Origin of the sequence: Wolbachia endosymbiont (group A) of Anthophora plumipes (assembly GCF_964028115.1) — a bacterium.
Lineage (GTDB): Bacteria > Pseudomonadota > Alphaproteobacteria > Rickettsiales > Anaplasmataceae > Wolbachia.
This window is the reverse complement of the sequence record NZ_OZ034756.1, coordinates 1,081,715-1,100,242: the sequence shown is the minus strand read 5'-3', so window position 1 is coordinate 1,100,242 and position 18,528 is coordinate 1,081,715. Positions and strand designations below refer to the sequence as shown.

The following is an 18,528-nucleotide window of genomic DNA, read 5'->3' as shown; positions in this document are numbered from 1 at the left end:
ATTTAATAAGATACTATTATTGATATAATGTTCAAATTTTTCTATTATATAAAAAAAAGTAATGTATATTACTAAATACTAAACAAACTATAGAAAATTATGCAGCAAATAACAAAAGTAATATTTTCAAGTTTGATTTGTAACACTTTATTGTGGTATGACCACATGCTTTTTGGCCACTTAATAAACATAATAGGTGGTGTGTTTTTTCCATCGGATGATCAACTAACCAGCGTATTGAAGGCTTTTGGAGTGTTTGCAGTGGGTTTCTTAATGAGACCAGTCGGCGCTGCTATATTTGGTCACATTGGTGATAAGCATGGCAGAAGAGTTGCCTTATTGCTCTCGATTATATTAATGACTTTATCAACTGTATTAATTGCTTTTGTTCCAGGTTATCAAAGCATTGGAATACTAGCGTCAATGCTGGTAGTTTGTTTAAGATTATTGCAGGGTATATCCCTTGGAGGAGAAGCAGGAAATGCACCATTTTTAATAGAACACGCTCCTAAAAACAAAAAAGGATTTTTTGGCAGCATTGAAGTATTAAGCGCAATTTTTGGTTCAGTATTAAGCCTGATAGCAGTACTCATATGCAAAAAAGTATCTGATTTTGAATCTTGGGGGTGGAGATTACCTTTCATTTTCAGTTTAGCAATGGGATTAATCAGCATATATATGAGATATATACTTGATGAAAGCCCAGAGTATAAAAGACAGAAAAATCCATCTAAACTGCCATTAAAAGAGTTATTGAATAGCTATAAAAAACCTTTTCTGATATCAGTTGGGGTTGATATAGTTGAAAACTCATCTCTTTACATATATCTGGTATTTTTCAATGTGCTTACATCAACAATAAATACTCATTTTAACCATATGGTAGAAATACTGAGTCAAATTGCGCTTGGAGGATTGACAATATTGTTTGCAATACTTTCTGATAAGGTAGGAAGAGAAAAAGTTATGAAATTTTCATTTATAGCTTTTGTAATAGTGAGTTATCCAGTTTTCTCAATGTTATGTAGTGGCAATTACTTACTCACTTTTACGGCACATATTCTTTTATAATTCCAATAGCTGCATCGCTTGGTCCTGTCAGTGCATTTATGTGTGAATTATTTCCAACAAAGGTTCGGTACAGCGGATTTGGCTTGTCAAGAAATATAGCTGCTGGATTTTTTGGTGGCCTTGCACCATTTATATGCACAACAATTATCAAAGTTACAGGACAAGAGACTTCAGCTAGTTTTTACATGATTTTCTGTGCATTAATTGGGCTAGTTGCTATATCGCAAATTAAGGATTAGCTTTCTTCAAGATCCAAGTATAGTTGCAGTATAGCAGAGTTTAAAAAAATCTAATTATATGGTGGGAAGTGCCAATTTTTAGGTGATAATGTGAATATTTCAGCACCATCTTTAGTTACTCCGAGCGTATGTTCAAATTGAGCAGAAAGTGAAAGATCACGTGTTGTCACTGTCCAGTCATCGAGTTTACTGAGCAGAGTCTCATGTTTTCCAGCATTAATCATTGGCTCTATTGTAAAAAACATACCTTCCTTCAAGATGAGATTTTCATCTTGATCATAGAAATGCACTACATTTGGTGGAGCATGAAAGACTTTTCCTATACCATGTCCGCAGTAGCTGCGTACGATAGAATATCCAAAATCTCTAATATATTTCTCTATAGCAAGCCCTATTTCATTTAACTTATTGCCGGGTTTAACTTGTTTAATTGCTTCCATCAATGCATGATAAGTAGCGTCACACAAACGTTTTGCTTTTATTGATGGCTTGCCAACCCAAAACATGCGACTTGTATCACCATGCCAACCATTTAAAATCACCGTGACATCAATATTTAAAATATCTCCATCTTTAAGCGTTTTATCATCGGGAACACCATGGCACACAACTGCATTTTTTGAAGTGCAAATCGATTTTGGATACCCCCTATAGTTTAGTGGTGCTGGAATTGCACCTGCATTAATTATAAAATCATGACATAGATCATTTAACTCATTAGTTGTCACCCCTACCTTTACGTACGGTGCAATGAAATCAAGAGTTTCAGCAGCAAGCCTGCCAGCCTTGCGCATAAATTCAAAATCTTCTTGTGAGTGTATAGTTATGTTCATATTTTCCATGTCTTATTGTAATTGATACGCTTACTTGCAAGTATATAAATGTAATAACTTTACGTATTATGAAAATAAGCCCTATGGATCCTAGTGTCAAGTCATTTGTATGAAAGGTGGTCAAGCAAGAAGTCTATTTAATAATCTGAACTATACAACTACTATCTCAGGATAATCTGAAGGTTTTTTGTGATAGTAATCGATGCTATTAGAATTCACCTCAATGTAAGTATTGTAGATACGATTCTCAAAACCACCTCTCTCTTGTTTTTTAGAGATACGCTTTTCTTCAATTTGTTCTATAGATAGTCCACTTTCTTTGCCTAATGCATGTATGACCTCAAGTAAATCAGCTAACTCTTCAAGGTTTTCATCTGAGGTTTTAGAGGCAATAACTTCCTTTGCTTCTTCTAAAAGTTTATCTTTGAGACGTTCAATGTATTCATCTTTTTCCATCACCCTCTCATAAACAATAATTCCATGGGAACGTATAATTTCAGTTGTATGATCACGAACAAGTCTATTAATTTTGAAACAATGTTTTTTATTCATAATGTTTCCTTTGACAGATATAAGAATTTCATTCAGTAAAATTAAACTGTAACTTTTGATTTAACCCAATGGTACAACTTACTTATTTTACCATCTTGACCGAGCATTCCAGAGTTATTCTTATAAAAAGTGTCAACTATTAGCTTTATAGAACCTATAGCAGCAGAAAATACAGGATTTTTATCATATTCGCCATCAAGACCGCTACAAGACTCAGGGCACCCAATTCGAACTTGCTTATTGAATATATAGCCTGCAATTTCCTTCATGCTTGTGAGTTGACTAGTTCCACCTGTGATCACTACTTTATTAATTGGATCTTTCTGCTCTTGAAATTGCTCTCTTACCATTTCAAGTATTTCTTCAACTCTTGGTCTTATGATGTTAATAAGCTCAGATTTGAATACTTGAGTAGGTTCATCATTTTCACTATTTTGGACTGTAATATATTCGTTCTCATCTATTGAAGTTACGATAGTGCTACCATACAGTATTTTTATATACTCTGCACGTTCTATGCTTGTGCATAGCCCGTAAGCAATATCTCGAGTGATATGAACGCCACCAATTGGAACGCTGCTTGCATACACAAGTTTCCCTCTTTTGAAAATTCCAATTGCAGTGCACCCACCGCCTATATCAACAATAGCAGTCCCGAGCTCTTTTTCATCTTCACTCAGACAGGCAAGACCTGCAGAATATGCAGAAGCAATACAACCTGCCATATTTAATCCACCATTATTGGTAATACAGTTTTCAATATTGGTAAGCGCTGGACGCGAAGCAGTGACAACATTAACATCAGCAGATAGTCTTTTTCCGTACAATCCACCAACTTCTTTTATGTCAGTCATGTCATCTAAGTGATATTTCAGTGGTATATTGTGAATGATAACATTTTCTTCAATATATTTCTCAAACGTCTGAAAAACTACACGTTTTATATCCCGGTCAGAAATTTCATGATTAGCTGCAATAATTTCATTATGTACATTAAAAGATGAGATGCCACATCCAGCAATGTTCACATATATCTGGTCTATAGTTTCCTCTGACACTTGCTCAGCTAAACCTATAGTTGATGAGATGGAGTAATTTGCGTGTTTTACATTAGTTATCGACCCACCGTTTACACCTTCTGCAATCTTATAGCCCGTTCCTGTCACTTTATAGCTGAAGTTGCCATTTATTTTAACGATTAGACAAATAATCTTTGTTGTACCTATGTCTAAAACAGCAAAAACGTTTCTCTTTGGTTTTGCTATTACTGCAGAGTACATTAGTTAACCTTATTACGCAATTTCATTTAAATTGTAGCTTTCTTTAATAATTTATATTTCTATTATAGATATAGCAACATTTTAATATACACTAAATTCTGGACAAAAGGAAAAGCAAAACATAGAATTATAATTTTTATGTCCATATTACCAATTGTAATTGCCCCTGATGAAAGACTAATCACACGTGCCAGTGAAGTAACAGATATAAACGATAAAATTAAAGAATTAGTAAACGACATGTTCGAAACTGTGTACGATGCAGAAGGTCTTGGCCTTGCTGCAGTGCAAGTTGGAGTGCTGAGGAGAGTTTTTGTTATGGACATTCAGCTCTCTCGAGCTGAAGACAAGCCAGTAGGGTATGAATCGACTGGCAAATTTTACATGATTAACCCTGAAATTACGGAATTATCCGATGAACAAGTAATTCTCAAAGAAGGGTGCCTTTCAATTCCAGAGCAAAGCTATGAAATTAAGCGTCCAAAATATTTGACTGTGAAATATAAGGATTTAAATAATGAGGAACAGACGCTAAAAGCTTGCGGCTGGCTCGCAAGGTGTATTCAGCATGAGCTAGATCACTTAAATGGCATATTATATATTAGACATTTATCTAAATTAAAGTATGATATGGCCATGAAAAAAGCACAAAAGGTTAAAAAGCATTATGAGCAATGAAGACCTAGAATTATTAAAATTTTACCATGAAGTGGGCGTTGATTGCACACTAACAGAGGGTGAAGAGGAAAAAAAGTTGGAGAGCAAAGAGGGTGTGCAACCCTCTGTTATCCAAACTGGGACCCAGAAGAAAGATGCAGATACGCGCTGGGGTGACACTAAAGATGGAAAAGACATGTTTCCAAGTGATTGGATAATTGAAGCAAGGAAACTTGCAAGTAAATGTAGTAGTGTGGATGAACTAAGAAGTGCAGTTGAATCATTTGAAGGTTGTGAGATAAAAAAAACTGCAACTAATACTGTTTTTTCCGATGGTAATCCAAACGCAAAAATTATGCTCGTTGGTGAAGCTCCAGGAGCAAATGAAGACCTTCAAGGCATACCATTTTGTGGTGCAAGTGGAATGTTGCTCGATAAAATGTTAAATGCAATCAATCTTGATCGCACTAAGGTATACATAAGCAATACCGTATTTTGGCGCCCACCTGGCAATAGAAAGCCAACCGACCTAGAGCTTGATATGTGCAGACCATTTGTTGAGAAGCATGTTGCACTGGTTTCACCGCAAATTCTAATTTTGGTCGGGGGAATTGCGTGTTATAGCCTTCTTGACAGCACAAAAACTATATCGAATTTGCGTGGTAGATTTCATACGTACACTAACCAATATTTATCTCACTCAATCACTACAGCTGCTATATTTCACCCAGCTTACCTACTGCGTCAGCCAATGCAAAAACGTTTAGCCTGGGAGGATTTAAAGAAGATTAGGGAGTATCTTAATAATACCAATAACTGTACGAATACTTAACACCACTGGTGTCAAGAAGTAGCCCGCAGAAACGAAAAAACTTACTTGACAAGTTTCGCCAGCCCCCTTATCATGAAACTGAAGCTATTTCATTTAACTTCGCAATCTGTGCAGATTAAAACGACAAGAAAACTTGTATTTGTCGTACTATGCTTAATTTTTTGCACGATGACACTCTCGCATATAAACTCACTACTTTCATTTGTTTCTTTCTCTCTATTTTCTTTTTTTCTCTTTATCAATCTCTCTATCAGTTGCCCGTATACATCCGATAAGCGTTTATCTGCTAACTCATCAGGCTCATATCGACAGGTAACAGTTAATGTTCTTTTTCTCATAGTTTCTCCTGTAAATGTTTTCATAGTTCAGGCACTCCTTTTTTCCATAAATCCATTTATCAGCTATTCTTGCGAAAAAGACGCAACTGTTAACCTTCGTTTTGTTTTACTTTTATGCACAATTTTGGAAACACATAGCGCTATCTTTCATCAATTAAGCTCTCTTCCAAATCATCAAGCTCCTCTTTTCCCTCTAATGATCTTCTTTAGCTGAAGGTAATCTTAAAAATCTTGAAAGGCTTCACTTAAATGGTAACAATATTGGTAATGAAGGTGCGAAAGCTTTAGCTAATGGTAAGCTTACAAGTTTTACTTCACTTAACTTGGGAAAAAATAATATTAGTGATGAAGGTGTAAAAGAATTATCTAAGCTTACAAATCTTACTTCACTTGATTTATCGTTTTCATGTATTTTCCCATGAAATCGTACGTCTCTTGCGCCTTATCTTTATCAAAACAACTGTCTTCTCTTGGTGGAGAAAGTAGATTACTAATAGGAACTGACAATGCCTTTGCTATACGTTTTAACTTTTCAGTTGGAATGCCACATTTTCCTTTTACATACCTTGGCAGCGTATAGTATTTTATACCTGTTTCATTTGCCAAATCTTTTGCGGTATATTTCCGCTTTAATATCCAGCTTCTTACATTCTGCGCTATTTCGTATCTTATAGAGATAGTAGTACGTTTTGTCATGCCGCTAACAGAAATAAACTACACATTATTACACAGGTGAGCATAAATTTACCATGAAAATGTTGACTTCAAGCTCTTTATTATGAAAGGTGTGAGAGCTCGATGACGCTCGCGCTTTTGTTAGGCTCTTGCACCAAAAATAAGTGTTTTTAAAGCTCTTTATAGCTCATGAATTCATTTGCTGGGGTTTTTAGGCACTTTATGAGGGGGTTATAAAAAGATCTACCTAATAGACCTCTAAGGTGCGTAGTAGCATTCTAAAGCCATCTATGGGAGACATTTTTTTCATCAACGCATTCAAAACTTAAAAAAATAAACTAAAAATAAAGAAGTTGAATATTTTTTCAGAATTATGTATAATTATTAACGCTTTTTAGGTTAGTTCGTTATGGCTCTTTCTAAGTTTCTCGATCCCAAAAATGATGTCGCCTTTTGCCGTATCTTTGGTACTGAAAAGAATAAAGATATCCTCATTCACTTCCTCAATGATATTCTTGGCTTCACTGGTAAAAATGAAATAAAGGATATAGAGTTTTTAAGTACTATTCAAGACCCTGATATCGCCGCTAAAAAGCAAAGTATTGTTGATGTTCTCTGTAGAGATTCTACAGGTGCTCAATACATTTGCGAGATGCAGGTCGCTAAAACTAAAGGCTTTGAAAAACGCGCCCAATACTATGCAGCTAAAGCTTATTCAAGACAAGCTGATAAGGGCGATCAATACTATAACCTTAAGGAAATTATCTTCATTGCTATAGCAGATTGTGTACTGTTTCCTAATAAATCTGAGTACAAATCAAAGCATACTATTCGAGATGAAGACACTAATGAACACGATCTAAAAGATTTTTATTTTATATTTATTGAATTGCCAAAATTTCCGAAAACAAAAGAAGATCAGTTAGAAAATATAGTTGAAAAATGGATATACTTCTTTAAATATGCAGATGAGACTAGTGAAGAAGAGCTGGAAAAAATAATAGGTAGTGATGTAATAATTAAAAAGGCCTATGAAGAGCTAAATAGATTCAATTGGTCAGAGAAAGAATTTATTGCCTACGAACAGGAAATAAAACGTATTCTTGATGAACAGGCTGTACTCGCTCAAAAACTCGATGATGCTAAACAAGAAGGTAGACAAGAAGGTAGACAAGAAGGCATCCAAATCGGTCATGAAAAAGGCAGAAAAGAGGGTGAAAAGCAAGCTAAAATAGCAGCTGCAAAGAATCTACTTAAAGCAGGGGTTTCTATTGATATTATAGCTCAAACTACTGGTCTTACAGTTAACGAAGTCAAAGACTTAAGCTAATTCTATCTTTGGGTGTATAGATGAACATCTTTATACTAGATGAAAACCCAGCAATTGCGGCTCAAATGTTATGTGATAAGCATATAGTAAAAATGCCATTAGAAACTGCTCAATTATTGAGTAATGTTTTTTCAACAGCATTGAAAGTGCCAAATCCTTTTGTCAGTATCATAAATCAGAATATAGAAGTCCCATATAAACTGACTCACAACAATCATCCTTGTTCTTTGTGGGCTAGGCAATCGAAAGGGAATTTTTGTTGGTTGATAGAGTACGGAAGAGAATTATGTAAAGAGTACACTTGGCGATACAAAAGAAAGCATAAATCAGAGGAAGTAATAAATTGGTGTGATAGTAATAAGGATTTACTCATTTTTCGATCAACTGATATGCAAGCTTTTATACAAGCACTGCCGGATCAGTATAAATGCAGCAGTTCTGTGGAAGCTTATAGGAGATATTATCTCAAGGAAAAGATGAGATTTGCTAAGTGGGAAAATGGCAGAGGAGCACCAGATTGGATAATAGGAAATCCTGCTACGTAATACCACAGCTAATACAGCTCATAAATAGAGAAGCCATCCAAATCGGACATGAAAAAGGCATCCTAATCGGCGAAGAAAAAGGTGAAATGAAAGCTAAAATAGCAGTGGCAAAAAATTCACTTAAGGCCGTTGTCTCTATAGATGTTATAGCTGAAATCACCGGACTTTCCCTTGACGAAATCAAACAGACTTTCTGATCAATCAACATTAGTTAGAGAAACAGTAGGAGCAAGTAGCCACAAAAAATGCAAACACCTGCTCCTTCCTTCACTCAGGCTCTATCTGATCAATTCAGTAGAATTAGTTGTAATTGATACGTTATTTAAATTGGTTCTAGGACCAGATAGAGCTACAGCTTTATTAGTACTTACTGATGAAGGATCAACATTTGCTTTGTCCAGTAAAGGCATCATTTCTTTCTGCAACATTTGCTCGATTTTACCTTTAAAAGACATTGAGAATTTCTCCTTTTGCTCTAATGCTGGACAAGCTTTTTCTGCATATGAGTACAGCATACCTGAGATTTCATGATAGTTTCCCGCTATGACTTTCTTAAGTACACTTAATTGTACTTCTTGAAAATTAATTTTTAATTGTTGTACCGATATACCACAACGAAAAGCTGCTTGTTTTAGTTCTGCTTCAAACTTATCTACGATATTTAATGAATAGCCTTGTGCCTCTTGCAAAGAAATCTGTTTATCTGCTGAAGAAGTATACATTTGTCTTTTACCTCTCTTGGCCAGCAACATATCAGCTAATAGTATTCTTCCATTTATATCAGATTGTGCTGAAATGCTTCTAATGTCTGGCACCACTTTAGTTTTATCGTCAATTCCTTTTACAAATTCTTTATTTACTAAAGGCGCTGATAATAGAGTCTGCTTGTTGGAAACGCTTTGAAAAGATAATCGACTCATTATGTTTACAAACCAACCTCGGATCTGGAACAAAAGTGGTTTTAAATAAGGTTGATCGATAGAACGACGGCTACGGTTCCCATTCTCTACTTCCATCGAAGAGTTTGCTACTTGAATTGTTTTGTAGTTTCTTTCCTTTACCAAACAACCTGTGCGAACTTTTATTTATAGTAACTTTGCTATACGCTAAAACTACCTATATTAGCCTACTTTAACTAAATTTATATATGAACTAGTTTGCTTAGCTTCGTTGCAACAATTTTACGTTTTTATTTTCACAACGCTGCTTTTATTTAAATTGTTCTCACAAAGGTAGGTACTTTTTTGTGATTTTTGGAAAAGTAAATGAACAAACTTTTTGTGACGCTAAAGGGACTTGTGTTTTTATAAAAGTAATACTTTTTATGATAAAAAGAGCATACAAAATAATAGCCACAAATCCAAGTTTTTCACAAACTTTAAAACTCTTATCTCCTACAAGAAGGTCCTGCAATTGGTTCATTAGTTACATTGTTAAATACAGAGCTTGGCGCCTGCATATCTTGCAAAACAGTACTGTTATCAACTTCTATTACTACCTTCTCTACCATTTCTTCAACTATTTCATTAATAGTCAAAAAGTTTCTTATAACTACTTCTATCAATTCATCACTAACAGCGCCTTCTCTTACAACTCGTTCTTCATTAAACTTTATTCCTTCCATTATTGCACCTAGCACCTGCTCTAGAGAAAAGTTGTACTCCATAATACACTTCACAATCTTCCGTTTAATCTTTCTTTGATCTTTCAATATTGCTTTCCCTAATTTACTATCCATGTTGAAGTCAGATAACCTTTCCGCAAAAAGATCCTCCACTTCCTCAATAAGTTCTGCTTTGTGTTTTGTTTGTCTTAATCCTTCTTCTGCTTCCTCTCGTATTTCTTTAAATTGCTCAGATTCTTCTCTTTGCCTTTGGAAAGCTGTTTTCTTGCTTTGAAATCTATTACTCAATAATTCCTCTAAGCGTTTTAACATGAATACTATTACATTTCCTATTTCTTCTTTAGTCGGTACTTTACCTACCTTCGATTCCTTATAGGATCTCTTTACCTCTTCATTTAATTCATTATTCTTAACATAGGAATTTACCATAGCTCTTGTATGAAATAGTAATTCTCTGTAGGATAACTTATCCTCCTTTATGTTATCTTTATAAGATAATTGATTTTTCTTCTCTATTCTCTCTTCATGCGATGATTCACCCTCTACCTCTTCTTTGCTTTTTTCTTTCAAAACTTCCTTGCTATCTTTACTTTCTTTCAGTATGGAACTTATCTTATCAAGAGCATCTGAGTCGGAACGATAACCCTGAAGACTATAGCAATTCTTTTTGTCCTTAAGTAGTTTAGTAGCAAACTTATAGTATGCTTCCATCAAAGTAAAATAGTCTAACATAGGTAGTACAAAATTCTCATCTGGATTCACGCCATAAGATTGCCCTACTAGCATTTCATATTGTTCCTTGCTCTCTTTTAACAACTTTTCTACTGCTTCCTTTATTACCTCAAGCAACTCAGATTTTTCATAACGAGCATTCAAAGACTCTAAGTAACTTACCCAATGTTTATAATATTCCTCCACATACCCATTATAAGCACTATCAAACTCCTTCCATCTTACTTCTATAACGTTGCTTAAAGACTCAATTTCTTTATATGTTATGTTCTTTATTGCCAACAACTTTTCACAAAGGAATTCAACAGATGCCTTTGCATCTTTTAAGTACCTATTTCTTGCCCTCATCAAAAATTCTTCTTCCTGATCAGCCAAGCTACTCAACTCAGACAAAGCAGACTTTCCATCTATGGACGACACCTTTATGGTCCTGACTAATTTATCAATCCTACTTGCCTCTTCTAACCTATTTTCTTCCCTATATGCTTCCTGTGCAGTTTCAGGTACTTTTTCATCACTAGAAATAAGATTGTTGCTTTGTAGTAATTTTTTACATGAACCTATTATATCAAACCCTAATACCATTTTCCCTCCAAGTTTATGATAACTATAAAGATAACTTAGCCTTGCAACGTAAAGTTGATGCAACGCAACGTTAGTAAATAAGGAATAGATTAAGCGTGAAGCAATCGAGTAATCATTGTAGTTCACTGCTCTATTTATTTGTTCTTCAGTGATCGTAATATCCTCTATCTGTTTACTCCATGGCCACCACCAATACTGCGGCATTCTCTCTAGTGCTTTCAGCAATTTAACACAATCCTCTTGGCTTACCACCCCAGCCTTTCTTTTTGTCATTTGATAGTCAACGGCAAGTGTAGTTATAATCCCTAGTACTATTAGGCTAGAAGTTACTACTGCAGCAAGATATACCCTGCGTGTTGATACAAATGAAACAAGCCCAGCAGAAAAAGCAACTATAGGAGTGAAAAAAGCTCCAACTCTTATATAGTCTGTGCGATAATCCCTTATCCCATATAACTCATCAAGTAAAATTGGACCAAACTCCCATCCAAATAACCGATACTTTCTACGACTAGATAAGAACTCAACAACATTTTTTTGCCACTCAGGCAAACTGGATGCATGTTTCATCAATTTCTCCCCATTCCTATATTTGCACCATCCGAAACAATGAAGCTCTATCAAACCCACGTCCATATTTAATCTGAAGTTCTTTTGCAAGTTGGGAGATGATTCGTTTGCCATAGTCTGCACGTTTGTGCTTTAAGATATCTTGACCAATTCTGAAGCCAATTTCCCAATTTAACAATACTAGAGTAGAATTGAAATGTGTAGCAAGATGATTCTTTGCTCTATCTATTAAATTACTAATATCCCCTAATAAGCTAGTAGTGATATCCATCAACGCTATTTTCAATAAAGAACCATTATAGCACAAAAACTAACTTTCCTAGATTTTAATATGTATGCAAGAGGTTACTTTCACCCCGAAAAAACATTACTACTTCCTCTTATTACCTTAAATCCACAGGAAAATCTCGCTTGAGTGAGGCTATATCTACACACTACGTTTTCTTTATTTTGCTTATAACTTCCACAAGCAGTGCAAACATAAATGAAGAATACAAATATCCTTTTGGTAATTCTATATGAAATCCATGAAGTATGAGGTACACACCGACAAGTAAAATAAATAAGATAGCAATTACTTTTAAGCCTGGGTTAGATTTGATTAACTGGGCGGTATAACTTGATAAAAACAGCATTGCTAGCATGGAAAATGTAAACGCTGTGGCAATTATTATCATGTTATAAGTTAGTGCTATAGCAGTTAATATCGAATCAACTGAAAAAACTAAATCTATTAATATAATTTGTAGCACAACTAAAAAAAATTTTGATTTAACGTTTGCTTTCTTTTTATTTTTCTTACATACAAAGATGTCATCCCATAACTCCATAGAGCTTTTAACAATAAGGAATAATCCCCCTGCGATCATAAGTAAATCCCTTGCTGAAATATTTAGCGATGCAGTGTGAAATATAGGTTTTTGCATTGACAATATAGATGATGTAAAAAATAGTATTACAAAACGCATTAATAGCGCTAATCCAAGGCCCATAAGGCGCACTCTTTCTCTCAGCGCATTTGGTACCTTATCTATTGCTAGAGAAATAAAGATTAAATTGTCTACACTAAGTATAGTTTCAAGTAGTGTAAGTGTCAGTAAAGTCCAAGCATCAGCTAGCATTTTTGTCCCAAATTCGGCTCTTCTTACTCTACAATAAATGTGTAAAAATTAAGTGACTTCACTCAGAAGTTAGCTCTCCAGAAAAACAGGATGACTGAAGCAAACGTAATATAAAGTTCAGCAGCTTCTTCTATTTTTGTTTTTGAGCAAAATCGACAATAAGAGAGTTTCTTATTTTCATGCACGCAAATAAGATAAAGCCTTATTTTCATTTTTGACTTTATTTGAAAATAATATATACTATAAAAATAGTGTGCTAGGTTGAATGAATGTATATTAAAGGATCACCATCAGGCAAAGTATTCGCTGGTTATCAGGCATTTATACCTAACCCCTTGCCACCAAAATTTGAATGGGACAATTATTTAGTTAATAGTCTTTCCAGAGCAGATCATATTTTGGGTATGTTATCCAGGGAAGGAGCTAAATTGCCTAACCCTCATCTTCTCATACGACCCTTTATAGCACGTGAAGCAGTTCTTTCAAGTAGAATCGAGGGAACTCAAGCAACTCTTGGTGAAATTTTGGCTCAAGAAGCAGGTGCTAATGTAGATCGCAATCCCGATGATTTACAAGAAGTACGCAATTATATATCAGCGCTCGATTATGGACTAAAACGTTTACAATCTTTTCCACTGTCGCTTCAGTTGGTTAAAGAAATTCACGGAAAACTTATGCAAGGTGTAAGAGGTTCTCACGCAACTCCAGGAGAATTTCGCCGAGTGCAAAATTGGATTGGAAGCCCAGGATGTACAATAGACACAGCAAAATATGTGCCACCAATGCCAGGTGAATTGATGGGTTGCTTGGACTCTTTTGAAAAGTTTCTACATGATAGAACATTACCCCCACTTATACATATAGCTCTATGTCATTATCAATTTGAAGCGATTCACCCATTCTTGGACGGCAATGGACGTATTGGACGTTTATTAATAACATTACTTCTGATCGAAAGAAAATTATTACCATTACCTCTGTTATACTTAAGTGCATTTTTTGAAGCTACAAAAAGTGAGTATTATGACCAACTTTACAATATAAGCAACAGAGGCACGTGGCATGATTGGTTCTCTTATTTCTTAAATGGTGTAGTACTGCAATCATTGGATGCATTGTCAAGAGCAGAACGAATTAACATTTTGATTGCAAATTGGCAAACTGAAGTTAGTTCTAAAACTGAAGGAGTTGCGAGTGGTATTGTAAGGTATCTCGCTGTAAACCCTTACTTTACTATAAGGAAAGTGGTTGAAAACTTAGGTGTCGTATTTACAACAGCCCAAAGAGCAATCGTAAAGCTTGAAGATTTAGGCATCGTTTCACAAACTTCTCAAGGAAAGAGAGATCGGGTTTATTGTGCAGCTGATATTTTGAATATTCTAGAAGAACCAACTAAGATTACAGAGAACTTCGATAGCACATTGTAGCTATTGTGATGAATAAATTCAGCAAACAGCAAGCTTAAAGAGTCTGATCCAATGGACATGCTGAACAAAAAGTAAGGAGCTCCTTTTGGAGAATTATATTAACTTATTAATTAATTGCTTGACTTTTAGCAGGATTTATTATATTATTTATTAATGAGTAATGCAATCAAATCAAGGAGGATAGCATGACTGGTGACGATAACAGAAAAACTTTACAATCGATAATTGCTAGCGAAAATCACAGTATAAATAGAGTTGGAAAGTTAAAAGATTTCCTTAAACAAAACAAAGAAATAACTATTAATAAAGACACATTTGCATGTGCTTTACGATACCAAAAAACTACAAAGGAAGCAATAGTACACGAAATTCTGCTTCATTTTATACAAAATCCTGGCGAGCAATCACTAGAACAAGTGATACAATGCTTAGATAGAGCAATAAAACCTAGGATATATGCAAAAAACAACCCAATAAGAAATCTAGATGAGGAACTTCGTACTCATATAAACTTTAAAGATGAAAAGGGAAATACATTACTACATCATGCAGTTATAGGTAAGAAAACTGAAGAAATAATCACCCTTCTTGTTACATATAGTGCAAATCCTTTGATACAAAACGCGGATAATAAAATTCCTTTAGATTTAGCTCAAGGAGAAACAAAAAAAGTGCTTATTAAAAGTATGAAAGAACAAGCTAATACGAAAAAAGAAAGCGCTATGATAGGCAGTTTGGTGCCTGGCGTAATAATTGGTGGTTTTCTTGGTGTTGTACTTGGAGCTGGTGTGTGTGTTGCAGTAAGTCTTTCTGGTGGTATGATACTAGGTGTAATGATAGCACCTGTTCTTGTTGCTAGTATAGCTGTTGGGCTGGCCATGTATTTTTTGAGTCAAGACTATGAACAGGCTAAAGCGATAGAAAAAACTATTAGCACTGTTAGCTCTGAAATATCTGTTGATGGTGCAAAAAGAAGGGCCACAACCTACGTATAGCTGACCCAAGCAACACGTCATACCGCGATTCATTCGCGGTATAGATTCCGCTAACTAGTAGCGGAATGACGAATGTGTCGTTTTTCAAATTGTCGTAAGTCACTTTAGCTATAATACACACAAGGAGGGTGTCATCCCAGCGCCCCTATGATGTCATCCCAGTGCTTGACACTGGGATCCAGAAAAGTTTGCTTGTTCACAAGCAAACTAGCATGGAAAGTAGCTGATCTTACACTAAATGAATGTTTTTGATGAGGTTGCATAGAAGCTGGATTCCAGTGTCAAGCACTGGAATGACACCATTTGCTGTGCAATTTACCTTCAAAAATGAATGTTCGTACAGCTATGGATTCATTCGCGGTATAGATTCCGCTAACTAGTAGCGGAATGACGAATTTTTGTTTTTCAAATTGTCGTAAGTCACTTTAGCTATAATACATACAAGGAGGGTGTCATCCAAGTGTCCTGACTACTTGGATCCAAGAAATTTAATTGTTTTAAATTTTCCCCTCTATACACCTATCTAAAATTTATGTTATTCACATGTGCAATATAATCTATAATAACATTGAATTTATTACCAATACAATATATTAAAAAATATTATGAGCTTTGTGAAAGAAAGAAACACTCCTGTGATGGAGCAATATTTGAACCTGAAAGCTCAATACAAGGATCATCTGCTATTTTATAGGCTAGGAGATTTTTATGAGTTGTTTTTCGATGATGCTATTAAAGCTGCGAAATTGCTGAATATAGTGCTAACCAAGAGGGGCAATTCAAATGGGCAAGAAATACCAATGTGTGGAGTGCCAGCACACAGTAGCGAATCTTACCTACACAAGCTAATAGATTTAGGATTCAAAGTAGCAATCTGTGACCAATTAGAAACTGCTGATGAAGCAAAAAAGAGGGGCTATAAATCCATAGTAAAACGTGATGTAGTACGAGTTGTAACTCCAGGTACAATTATAGAAGATTCGCTACTGGAGGATAAAAGCAATAATTATCTCGCATCCATAGTTGAACAAAATGACGAATATGCTATTAGTTGGCTTGAATTATCAACGGGAAAATTTTTTCACACTTTAACGAATTTGAAAGCTCTAGATAGTGATTTATTGCGTATATCACCAAGAGAATTATTAATTTCTGAAAAATTCACTGAGGACGAAAAAATTAGATCGATTTTAAAAAATTATAAAATATCAATTACACAACACGCACAGAGTTTTTTTGAGTATAGTAAATCTCACAGAACGTTATGCGAGTTTTATAAAATCAGGGAACTTGGGAGTATAGGAAATTTCAGCAAAGTAGAAATCATGGCGTGCGGTGCACTGCTTGAATATGTCAGAGTAACACAAAGGGGCTCCATTCCAAGGCTTGAATTCCCAAAAACCTATAAGCAACAAAATTTCATGCTTATTGATGCTTCAGCAAGGAGAAATCTTGAGTTGTTTTCAACTCAATTTGGTGAAAAGAAAGGTTCACTAATTTCAGTTATTGATCACACAGTTACAGCCTCTGGTGGACGCCTGCTCAAACAAATGCTCGCTTCACCACTTGCTTGCTCCAAGGCAATCAATTTGAGGCTCAGCACCGCTCAATTTTTTGTAAATAATCATGAGCCACGCAGAAAAATACGAGAGATATTATCTAACATTCCGGATATTGAGAGGTCTTTATCGCGCTTAATACTAGGACGTGGTTCACCAAAGGATATGAACCTATTAAAAATAGGCCTAGGAAAAACTTTAGAGTTATCTGAGTTCTTATGTAAAATTGAATCAGGTGAAAATGGATCTCTCCCACAACAATATGTCATCCAAGTAGCTGACACTGGAATCCAGATGCAGATTCCAGCGTCACGCGCTGGAATGACAGTAAAATCAGACGAGAGTGAACTAAGCACAATACATAAAAGTCTTGGTAATCATAAAGATCTATTCGAGCTTCTAAACAGCGCTATACTTGATAATAACCTCAGTTCCGTGAAAGAAGGAGGATTTATCAATCCAAAATACAACTCAGAATTATCTGAGTTATCTTATATATTGAACAACAGTAACAAGTTGGTAACTAAGCTCCGTGAGTCTTATCGCGACCTAACTGGCATTGCCGCACTCAAAATATTACACAACAATATACTTGGTTATTACGTTGAAGTGTCAGCAAATCACAAAATAACTTCGGACATATTTATTCATAGGCAAAGCTTAGCAAATAGCATGCGCTACACTACTAATGAATTGAAAGAACTAGAAAATAAAATTCTTACGGCACGTGATGCTGCAATCGGCTTAGAAGTGAAAATTTTTAGTGAACTGTGTAGTGAAGTCGCTAAAGAATCTGAAAAAATTGCTCTTGCTGCAAATGCTTTGGCAAAACTTGATATTAGAGCCACTTTTGCGGAGCTTGCAGTGCAAAATAATTACGTAAAACCCATTATCGATGACAGTAAAGAGTTCAATATTCGCAATGGAAGACATCCAGTGGTTGAAGTTAACGATAAATTCATTGCAAATAGCATCAATTTAGCTGGTATACATCTAATTACTGGTCCTAATATGGCTGGAAAAAGCACTTTCTTGAGGCAAAACGCTCTCATTGCAGTTTTAGCTCACATGGGGTCATTTGTGCCAGCAGAGAGTGCGCATATTGGAGTGATTGACAAGATATTTAGCAGGGTTGGTGCAACAGATAATATAGCAGCTGGTTATTCTACCTTCATGGTAGAGATGATCGAAACAGCAACGATAGTAAATCAGGCAACAGATCGTTCCTTGGTGATACTTGATGAAATTGGTAGGGGCACAGGAGTGTATGATGGATTATCTATTGCACAGGCAGTGATTGAACATATTCACAATGTAAATAAGTGCCGCGCCATTTTTGCAACTCATTATCATGAATTAACTAAAGTAAGCAAATACTTGAAGAACGTGAAATGTTTTTGTGTAAAAATAAGAGAGTGGAACGGAGAGGTTATCTTTCTACATGAAGTAATTGAAGGCATTGCAGATGAGTCATATGGAATACATGTAGCAAAACTTGCTGGTTTTCCTGATTCTGTTTTAAATAGAGCAAGTGAAGTATTTGAGGAGCTAAAGGCTTAAGAG

19 protein-coding genes and 1 pseudogene are annotated in these 18,528 nt (G+C 35.3%); 11 read left to right on the top strand and 9 right to left on the bottom strand.

The features are described from left to right. Positions 1 to 99 precede the first annotated feature (99 nt). A pseudogene (locus ABWU75_RS05520) lies at positions 100 to 1,310 on the top strand (MFS transporter). A gap of 50 nt (positions 1,311 to 1,360) precedes the next feature. Here ABWU75_RS05520 and map read toward each other — a convergent pair. The 3 genes from map to ftsA form a co-directional block, all read right to left on the bottom strand. Continuing rightward, positions 1,361 to 2,143 carry a type I methionyl aminopeptidase gene (gene map / locus ABWU75_RS05515; protein ID WP_264732301.1) on the bottom strand — a complete coding sequence of 261 codons (783 nt, stop codon included), beginning with the start codon at positions 2,141 to 2,143 and terminating at the stop codon, positions 1,361 to 1,363. A gap of 150 nt (positions 2,144 to 2,293) precedes the next feature. Further along, entirely contained in the window at positions 2,294 to 2,695 is a 402-nt protein-coding gene (locus ABWU75_RS05510; RefSeq protein ID WP_353286779.1) for a nucleoside triphosphate pyrophosphohydrolase, read from the bottom strand. Between the two features lie 41 nt (positions 2,696 to 2,736). After that, positions 2,737 to 3,975, bottom strand: a complete 1,239-nt coding sequence (gene ftsA, locus ABWU75_RS05505) for a cell division protein FtsA (RefSeq protein WP_264732303.1) — start codon at positions 3,973 to 3,975, stop codon at positions 2,737 to 2,739. A gap of 138 nt (positions 3,976 to 4,113) precedes the next feature. On the opposite strand from ftsA, the gene def reads away from it, so the two are divergent. Beyond that, complete coding sequence (gene def / locus ABWU75_RS05500) at positions 4,114 to 4,653, top strand: peptide deformylase (RefSeq protein ID WP_353286778.1); 540 nt, start codon at positions 4,114 to 4,116, stop codon at positions 4,651 to 4,653. Continuing rightward, on the top strand, positions 4,643 to 5,464 hold the full coding sequence (locus ABWU75_RS05495; RefSeq protein WP_253309680.1) for a uracil-DNA glycosylase family protein: 822 nt from the start codon (positions 4,643 to 4,645) through the stop codon (positions 5,462 to 5,464). The genes def and ABWU75_RS05495 overlap by 11 nt, the downstream gene beginning before the upstream one ends. Before the next feature lie 89 nt (positions 5,465 to 5,553). Here ABWU75_RS05495 and ABWU75_RS05490 read toward each other — a convergent pair whose 3' ends face one another. Beyond that, a complete protein-coding gene (locus ABWU75_RS05490; RefSeq protein WP_264329155.1) occupies positions 5,554 to 5,826 on the bottom strand; it encodes a hypothetical protein in 273 nt (90 codons plus the stop codon). A gap of 299 nt (positions 5,827 to 6,125) precedes the next feature. Between ABWU75_RS05490 and ABWU75_RS05485 the strand changes: the two genes are divergently transcribed. Then, positions 6,126 to 6,224, top strand: coding sequence for a hypothetical protein (locus tag ABWU75_RS05485; RefSeq protein ID WP_353286777.1), 99 nt, complete (start codon positions 6,126 to 6,128; stop codon positions 6,222 to 6,224). Here ABWU75_RS05485 and ABWU75_RS05480 read toward each other — a convergent pair. Then, entirely contained in the window at positions 6,184 to 6,498 is a 315-nt protein-coding gene (locus tag ABWU75_RS05480; protein ID WP_353286776.1) for a helix-turn-helix domain-containing protein, read from the bottom strand. The genes ABWU75_RS05485 and ABWU75_RS05480 overlap by 41 nt on opposite strands. Before the next feature lie 388 nt (positions 6,499 to 6,886). Between ABWU75_RS05480 and ABWU75_RS05475 the strand changes: the two genes are divergently transcribed. Genes ABWU75_RS05475 through ABWU75_RS05465 form a run of 3 tightly spaced genes read left to right on the top strand, consistent with a single transcriptional unit; the run spans position 6,887 to position 8,549 of the window. Next, a complete protein-coding gene (locus tag ABWU75_RS05475) occupies positions 6,887 to 7,807 on the top strand; it encodes an Rpn family recombination-promoting nuclease/putative transposase (RefSeq protein ID WP_353286775.1) in 921 nt (306 codons plus the stop codon). 20 nt (positions 7,808 to 7,827) lie between these two features. Next, entirely contained in the window at positions 7,828 to 8,352 is a 525-nt protein-coding gene (locus ABWU75_RS05470) for a pyrimidine dimer DNA glycosylase/endonuclease V (RefSeq protein ID WP_253309106.1), read from the top strand. Next, positions 8,325 to 8,549: a hypothetical protein gene (locus ABWU75_RS05465; RefSeq protein ID WP_253309107.1), complete on the top strand. Its 225-nt coding sequence runs from the start codon at positions 8,325 to 8,327 to the stop codon at positions 8,547 to 8,549. Before ABWU75_RS05470 ends, ABWU75_RS05465 begins: the two co-directional genes overlap by 28 nt. 81 nt (positions 8,550 to 8,630) lie before the next feature. On the opposite strand, the gene ABWU75_RS05460 is transcribed toward ABWU75_RS05465, so the two are convergent. The 4 genes from ABWU75_RS05460 to ABWU75_RS05445 all read right to left on the bottom strand — a co-directional run bounded on the left by ABWU75_RS05460 (position 8,631) and on the right by ABWU75_RS05445 (position 12,984). Further along, a complete protein-coding gene (locus ABWU75_RS05460; RefSeq protein WP_341822463.1) occupies positions 8,631 to 9,416 on the bottom strand; it encodes a latrotoxin-related protein in 786 nt (261 codons plus the stop codon). Between the two features lie 323 nt (positions 9,417 to 9,739). Continuing rightward, positions 9,740 to 11,863 (bottom strand): hypothetical protein, encoded by a 2,124-nt coding sequence (locus tag ABWU75_RS05455; protein ID WP_353286774.1) that lies wholly within the window; start codon positions 11,861 to 11,863, stop codon positions 9,740 to 9,742. Between the two features lie 16 nt (positions 11,864 to 11,879). After that, positions 11,880 to 12,134, bottom strand: a complete 255-nt coding sequence (locus ABWU75_RS05450) for a DUF1016 N-terminal domain-containing protein (protein WP_264688114.1) — start codon at positions 12,132 to 12,134, stop codon at positions 11,880 to 11,882. Positions 12,135 to 12,297: 163 nt separating this feature from the next. Beyond that, positions 12,298 to 12,984 carry a TerC family protein gene (locus ABWU75_RS05445; protein ID WP_253309112.1) on the bottom strand — a complete coding sequence of 229 codons (687 nt, stop codon included), beginning with the start codon at positions 12,982 to 12,984 and terminating at the stop codon, positions 12,298 to 12,300. A gap of 269 nt (positions 12,985 to 13,253) precedes the next feature. Here ABWU75_RS05445 and ABWU75_RS05440 point away from each other — a divergent pair, with 269 nt between their 5' ends. The 4 genes from ABWU75_RS05440 (at position 13,254) to mutS (ending at position 18,525) form a co-directional block, all read left to right on the top strand. Beyond that, the gene (locus ABWU75_RS05440) at positions 13,254 to 14,411 is read left to right on the top strand and encodes a Fic family protein (RefSeq protein WP_353286773.1); all 1,158 of its coding nucleotides are present in this window, start codon (positions 13,254 to 13,256) and stop codon (positions 14,409 to 14,411) included. A 185-nt stretch (positions 14,412 to 14,596) separates the two neighbouring features. Next, the gene (locus tag ABWU75_RS05435; protein ID WP_264732319.1) at positions 14,597 to 15,406 is read left to right on the top strand and encodes an ankyrin repeat domain-containing protein; all 810 of its coding nucleotides are present in this window, start codon (positions 14,597 to 14,599) and stop codon (positions 15,404 to 15,406) included. A 242-nt stretch (positions 15,407 to 15,648) separates the two neighbouring features. Then, on the top strand, positions 15,649 to 15,786 hold the full coding sequence (locus ABWU75_RS05430; protein ID WP_353286772.1) for a hypothetical protein: 138 nt from the start codon (positions 15,649 to 15,651) through the stop codon (positions 15,784 to 15,786). Positions 15,787 to 16,011: 225 nt separating this feature from the next. Further along, positions 16,012 to 18,525 (top strand): DNA mismatch repair protein MutS, encoded by a 2,514-nt coding sequence (gene mutS, locus ABWU75_RS05425; protein ID WP_264732324.1) that lies wholly within the window; start codon positions 16,012 to 16,014, stop codon positions 18,523 to 18,525. Positions 18,526 to 18,528 lie beyond the last annotated feature (3 nt).

Bases quoted from the DNA above. Each gene is read 5' to 3' on its own strand.
- ABWU75_RS05450 (WP_264688114.1), bottom strand. From the start codon at position 12,134: ATGGATATCACTACTAGCTTATTAGGGGATATTAGTAATTTAATAGAT.
- ABWU75_RS05475 (WP_353286775.1), top strand. From the start codon at position 6,887: ATGGCTCTTTCTAAGTTTCTCGATCCCAAAAATGATGTCGCCTTTTGC.
- ABWU75_RS05455 (WP_353286774.1), bottom strand. From the start codon at position 11,863: ATGAAACATGCATCCAGTTTGCCTGAGTGGCAAAAAAATGTTGTTGAG.
- ABWU75_RS05490 (WP_264329155.1), bottom strand. From the start codon at position 5,826: ATGAAAACATTTACAGGAGAAACTATGAGAAAAAGAACATTAACTGTT.
- map (WP_264732301.1), bottom strand. From the start codon at position 2,143: ATGAACATAACTATACACTCACAAGAAGATTTTGAATTTATGCGCAAG.
- ABWU75_RS05470 (WP_253309106.1), top strand. From the start codon at position 7,828: ATGAACATCTTTATACTAGATGAAAACCCAGCAATTGCGGCTCAAATG.
- ABWU75_RS05430 (WP_353286772.1), top strand. From the start codon at position 15,649: ATGTTTTTGATGAGGTTGCATAGAAGCTGGATTCCAGTGTCAAGCACT.
- ABWU75_RS05510 (WP_353286779.1), bottom strand. From the start codon at position 2,695: ATGAATAAAAAACATTGTTTCAAAATTAATAGACTTGTTCGTGATCAT.
- ABWU75_RS05440 (WP_353286773.1), top strand. From the start codon at position 13,254: ATGTATATTAAAGGATCACCATCAGGCAAAGTATTCGCTGGTTATCAG.
- ABWU75_RS05495 (WP_253309680.1), top strand. From the start codon at position 4,643: ATGAGCAATGAAGACCTAGAATTATTAAAATTTTACCATGAAGTGGGC.
- ABWU75_RS05480 (WP_353286776.1), bottom strand. From the start codon at position 6,498: ATGACAAAACGTACTACTATCTCTATAAGATACGAAATAGCGCAGAAT.
- ABWU75_RS05445 (WP_253309112.1), bottom strand. From the start codon at position 12,984: ATGCTAGCTGATGCTTGGACTTTACTGACACTTACACTACTTGAAACT.
- mutS (WP_264732324.1), top strand. From the start codon at position 16,012: ATGAGCTTTGTGAAAGAAAGAAACACTCCTGTGATGGAGCAATATTTG.
- def (WP_353286778.1), top strand. From the start codon at position 4,114: ATGTCCATATTACCAATTGTAATTGCCCCTGATGAAAGACTAATCACA.
- ABWU75_RS05435 (WP_264732319.1), top strand. From the start codon at position 14,597: ATGACTGGTGACGATAACAGAAAAACTTTACAATCGATAATTGCTAGC.
- ftsA (WP_264732303.1), bottom strand. From the start codon at position 3,975: ATGTACTCTGCAGTAATAGCAAAACCAAAGAGAAACGTTTTTGCTGTT.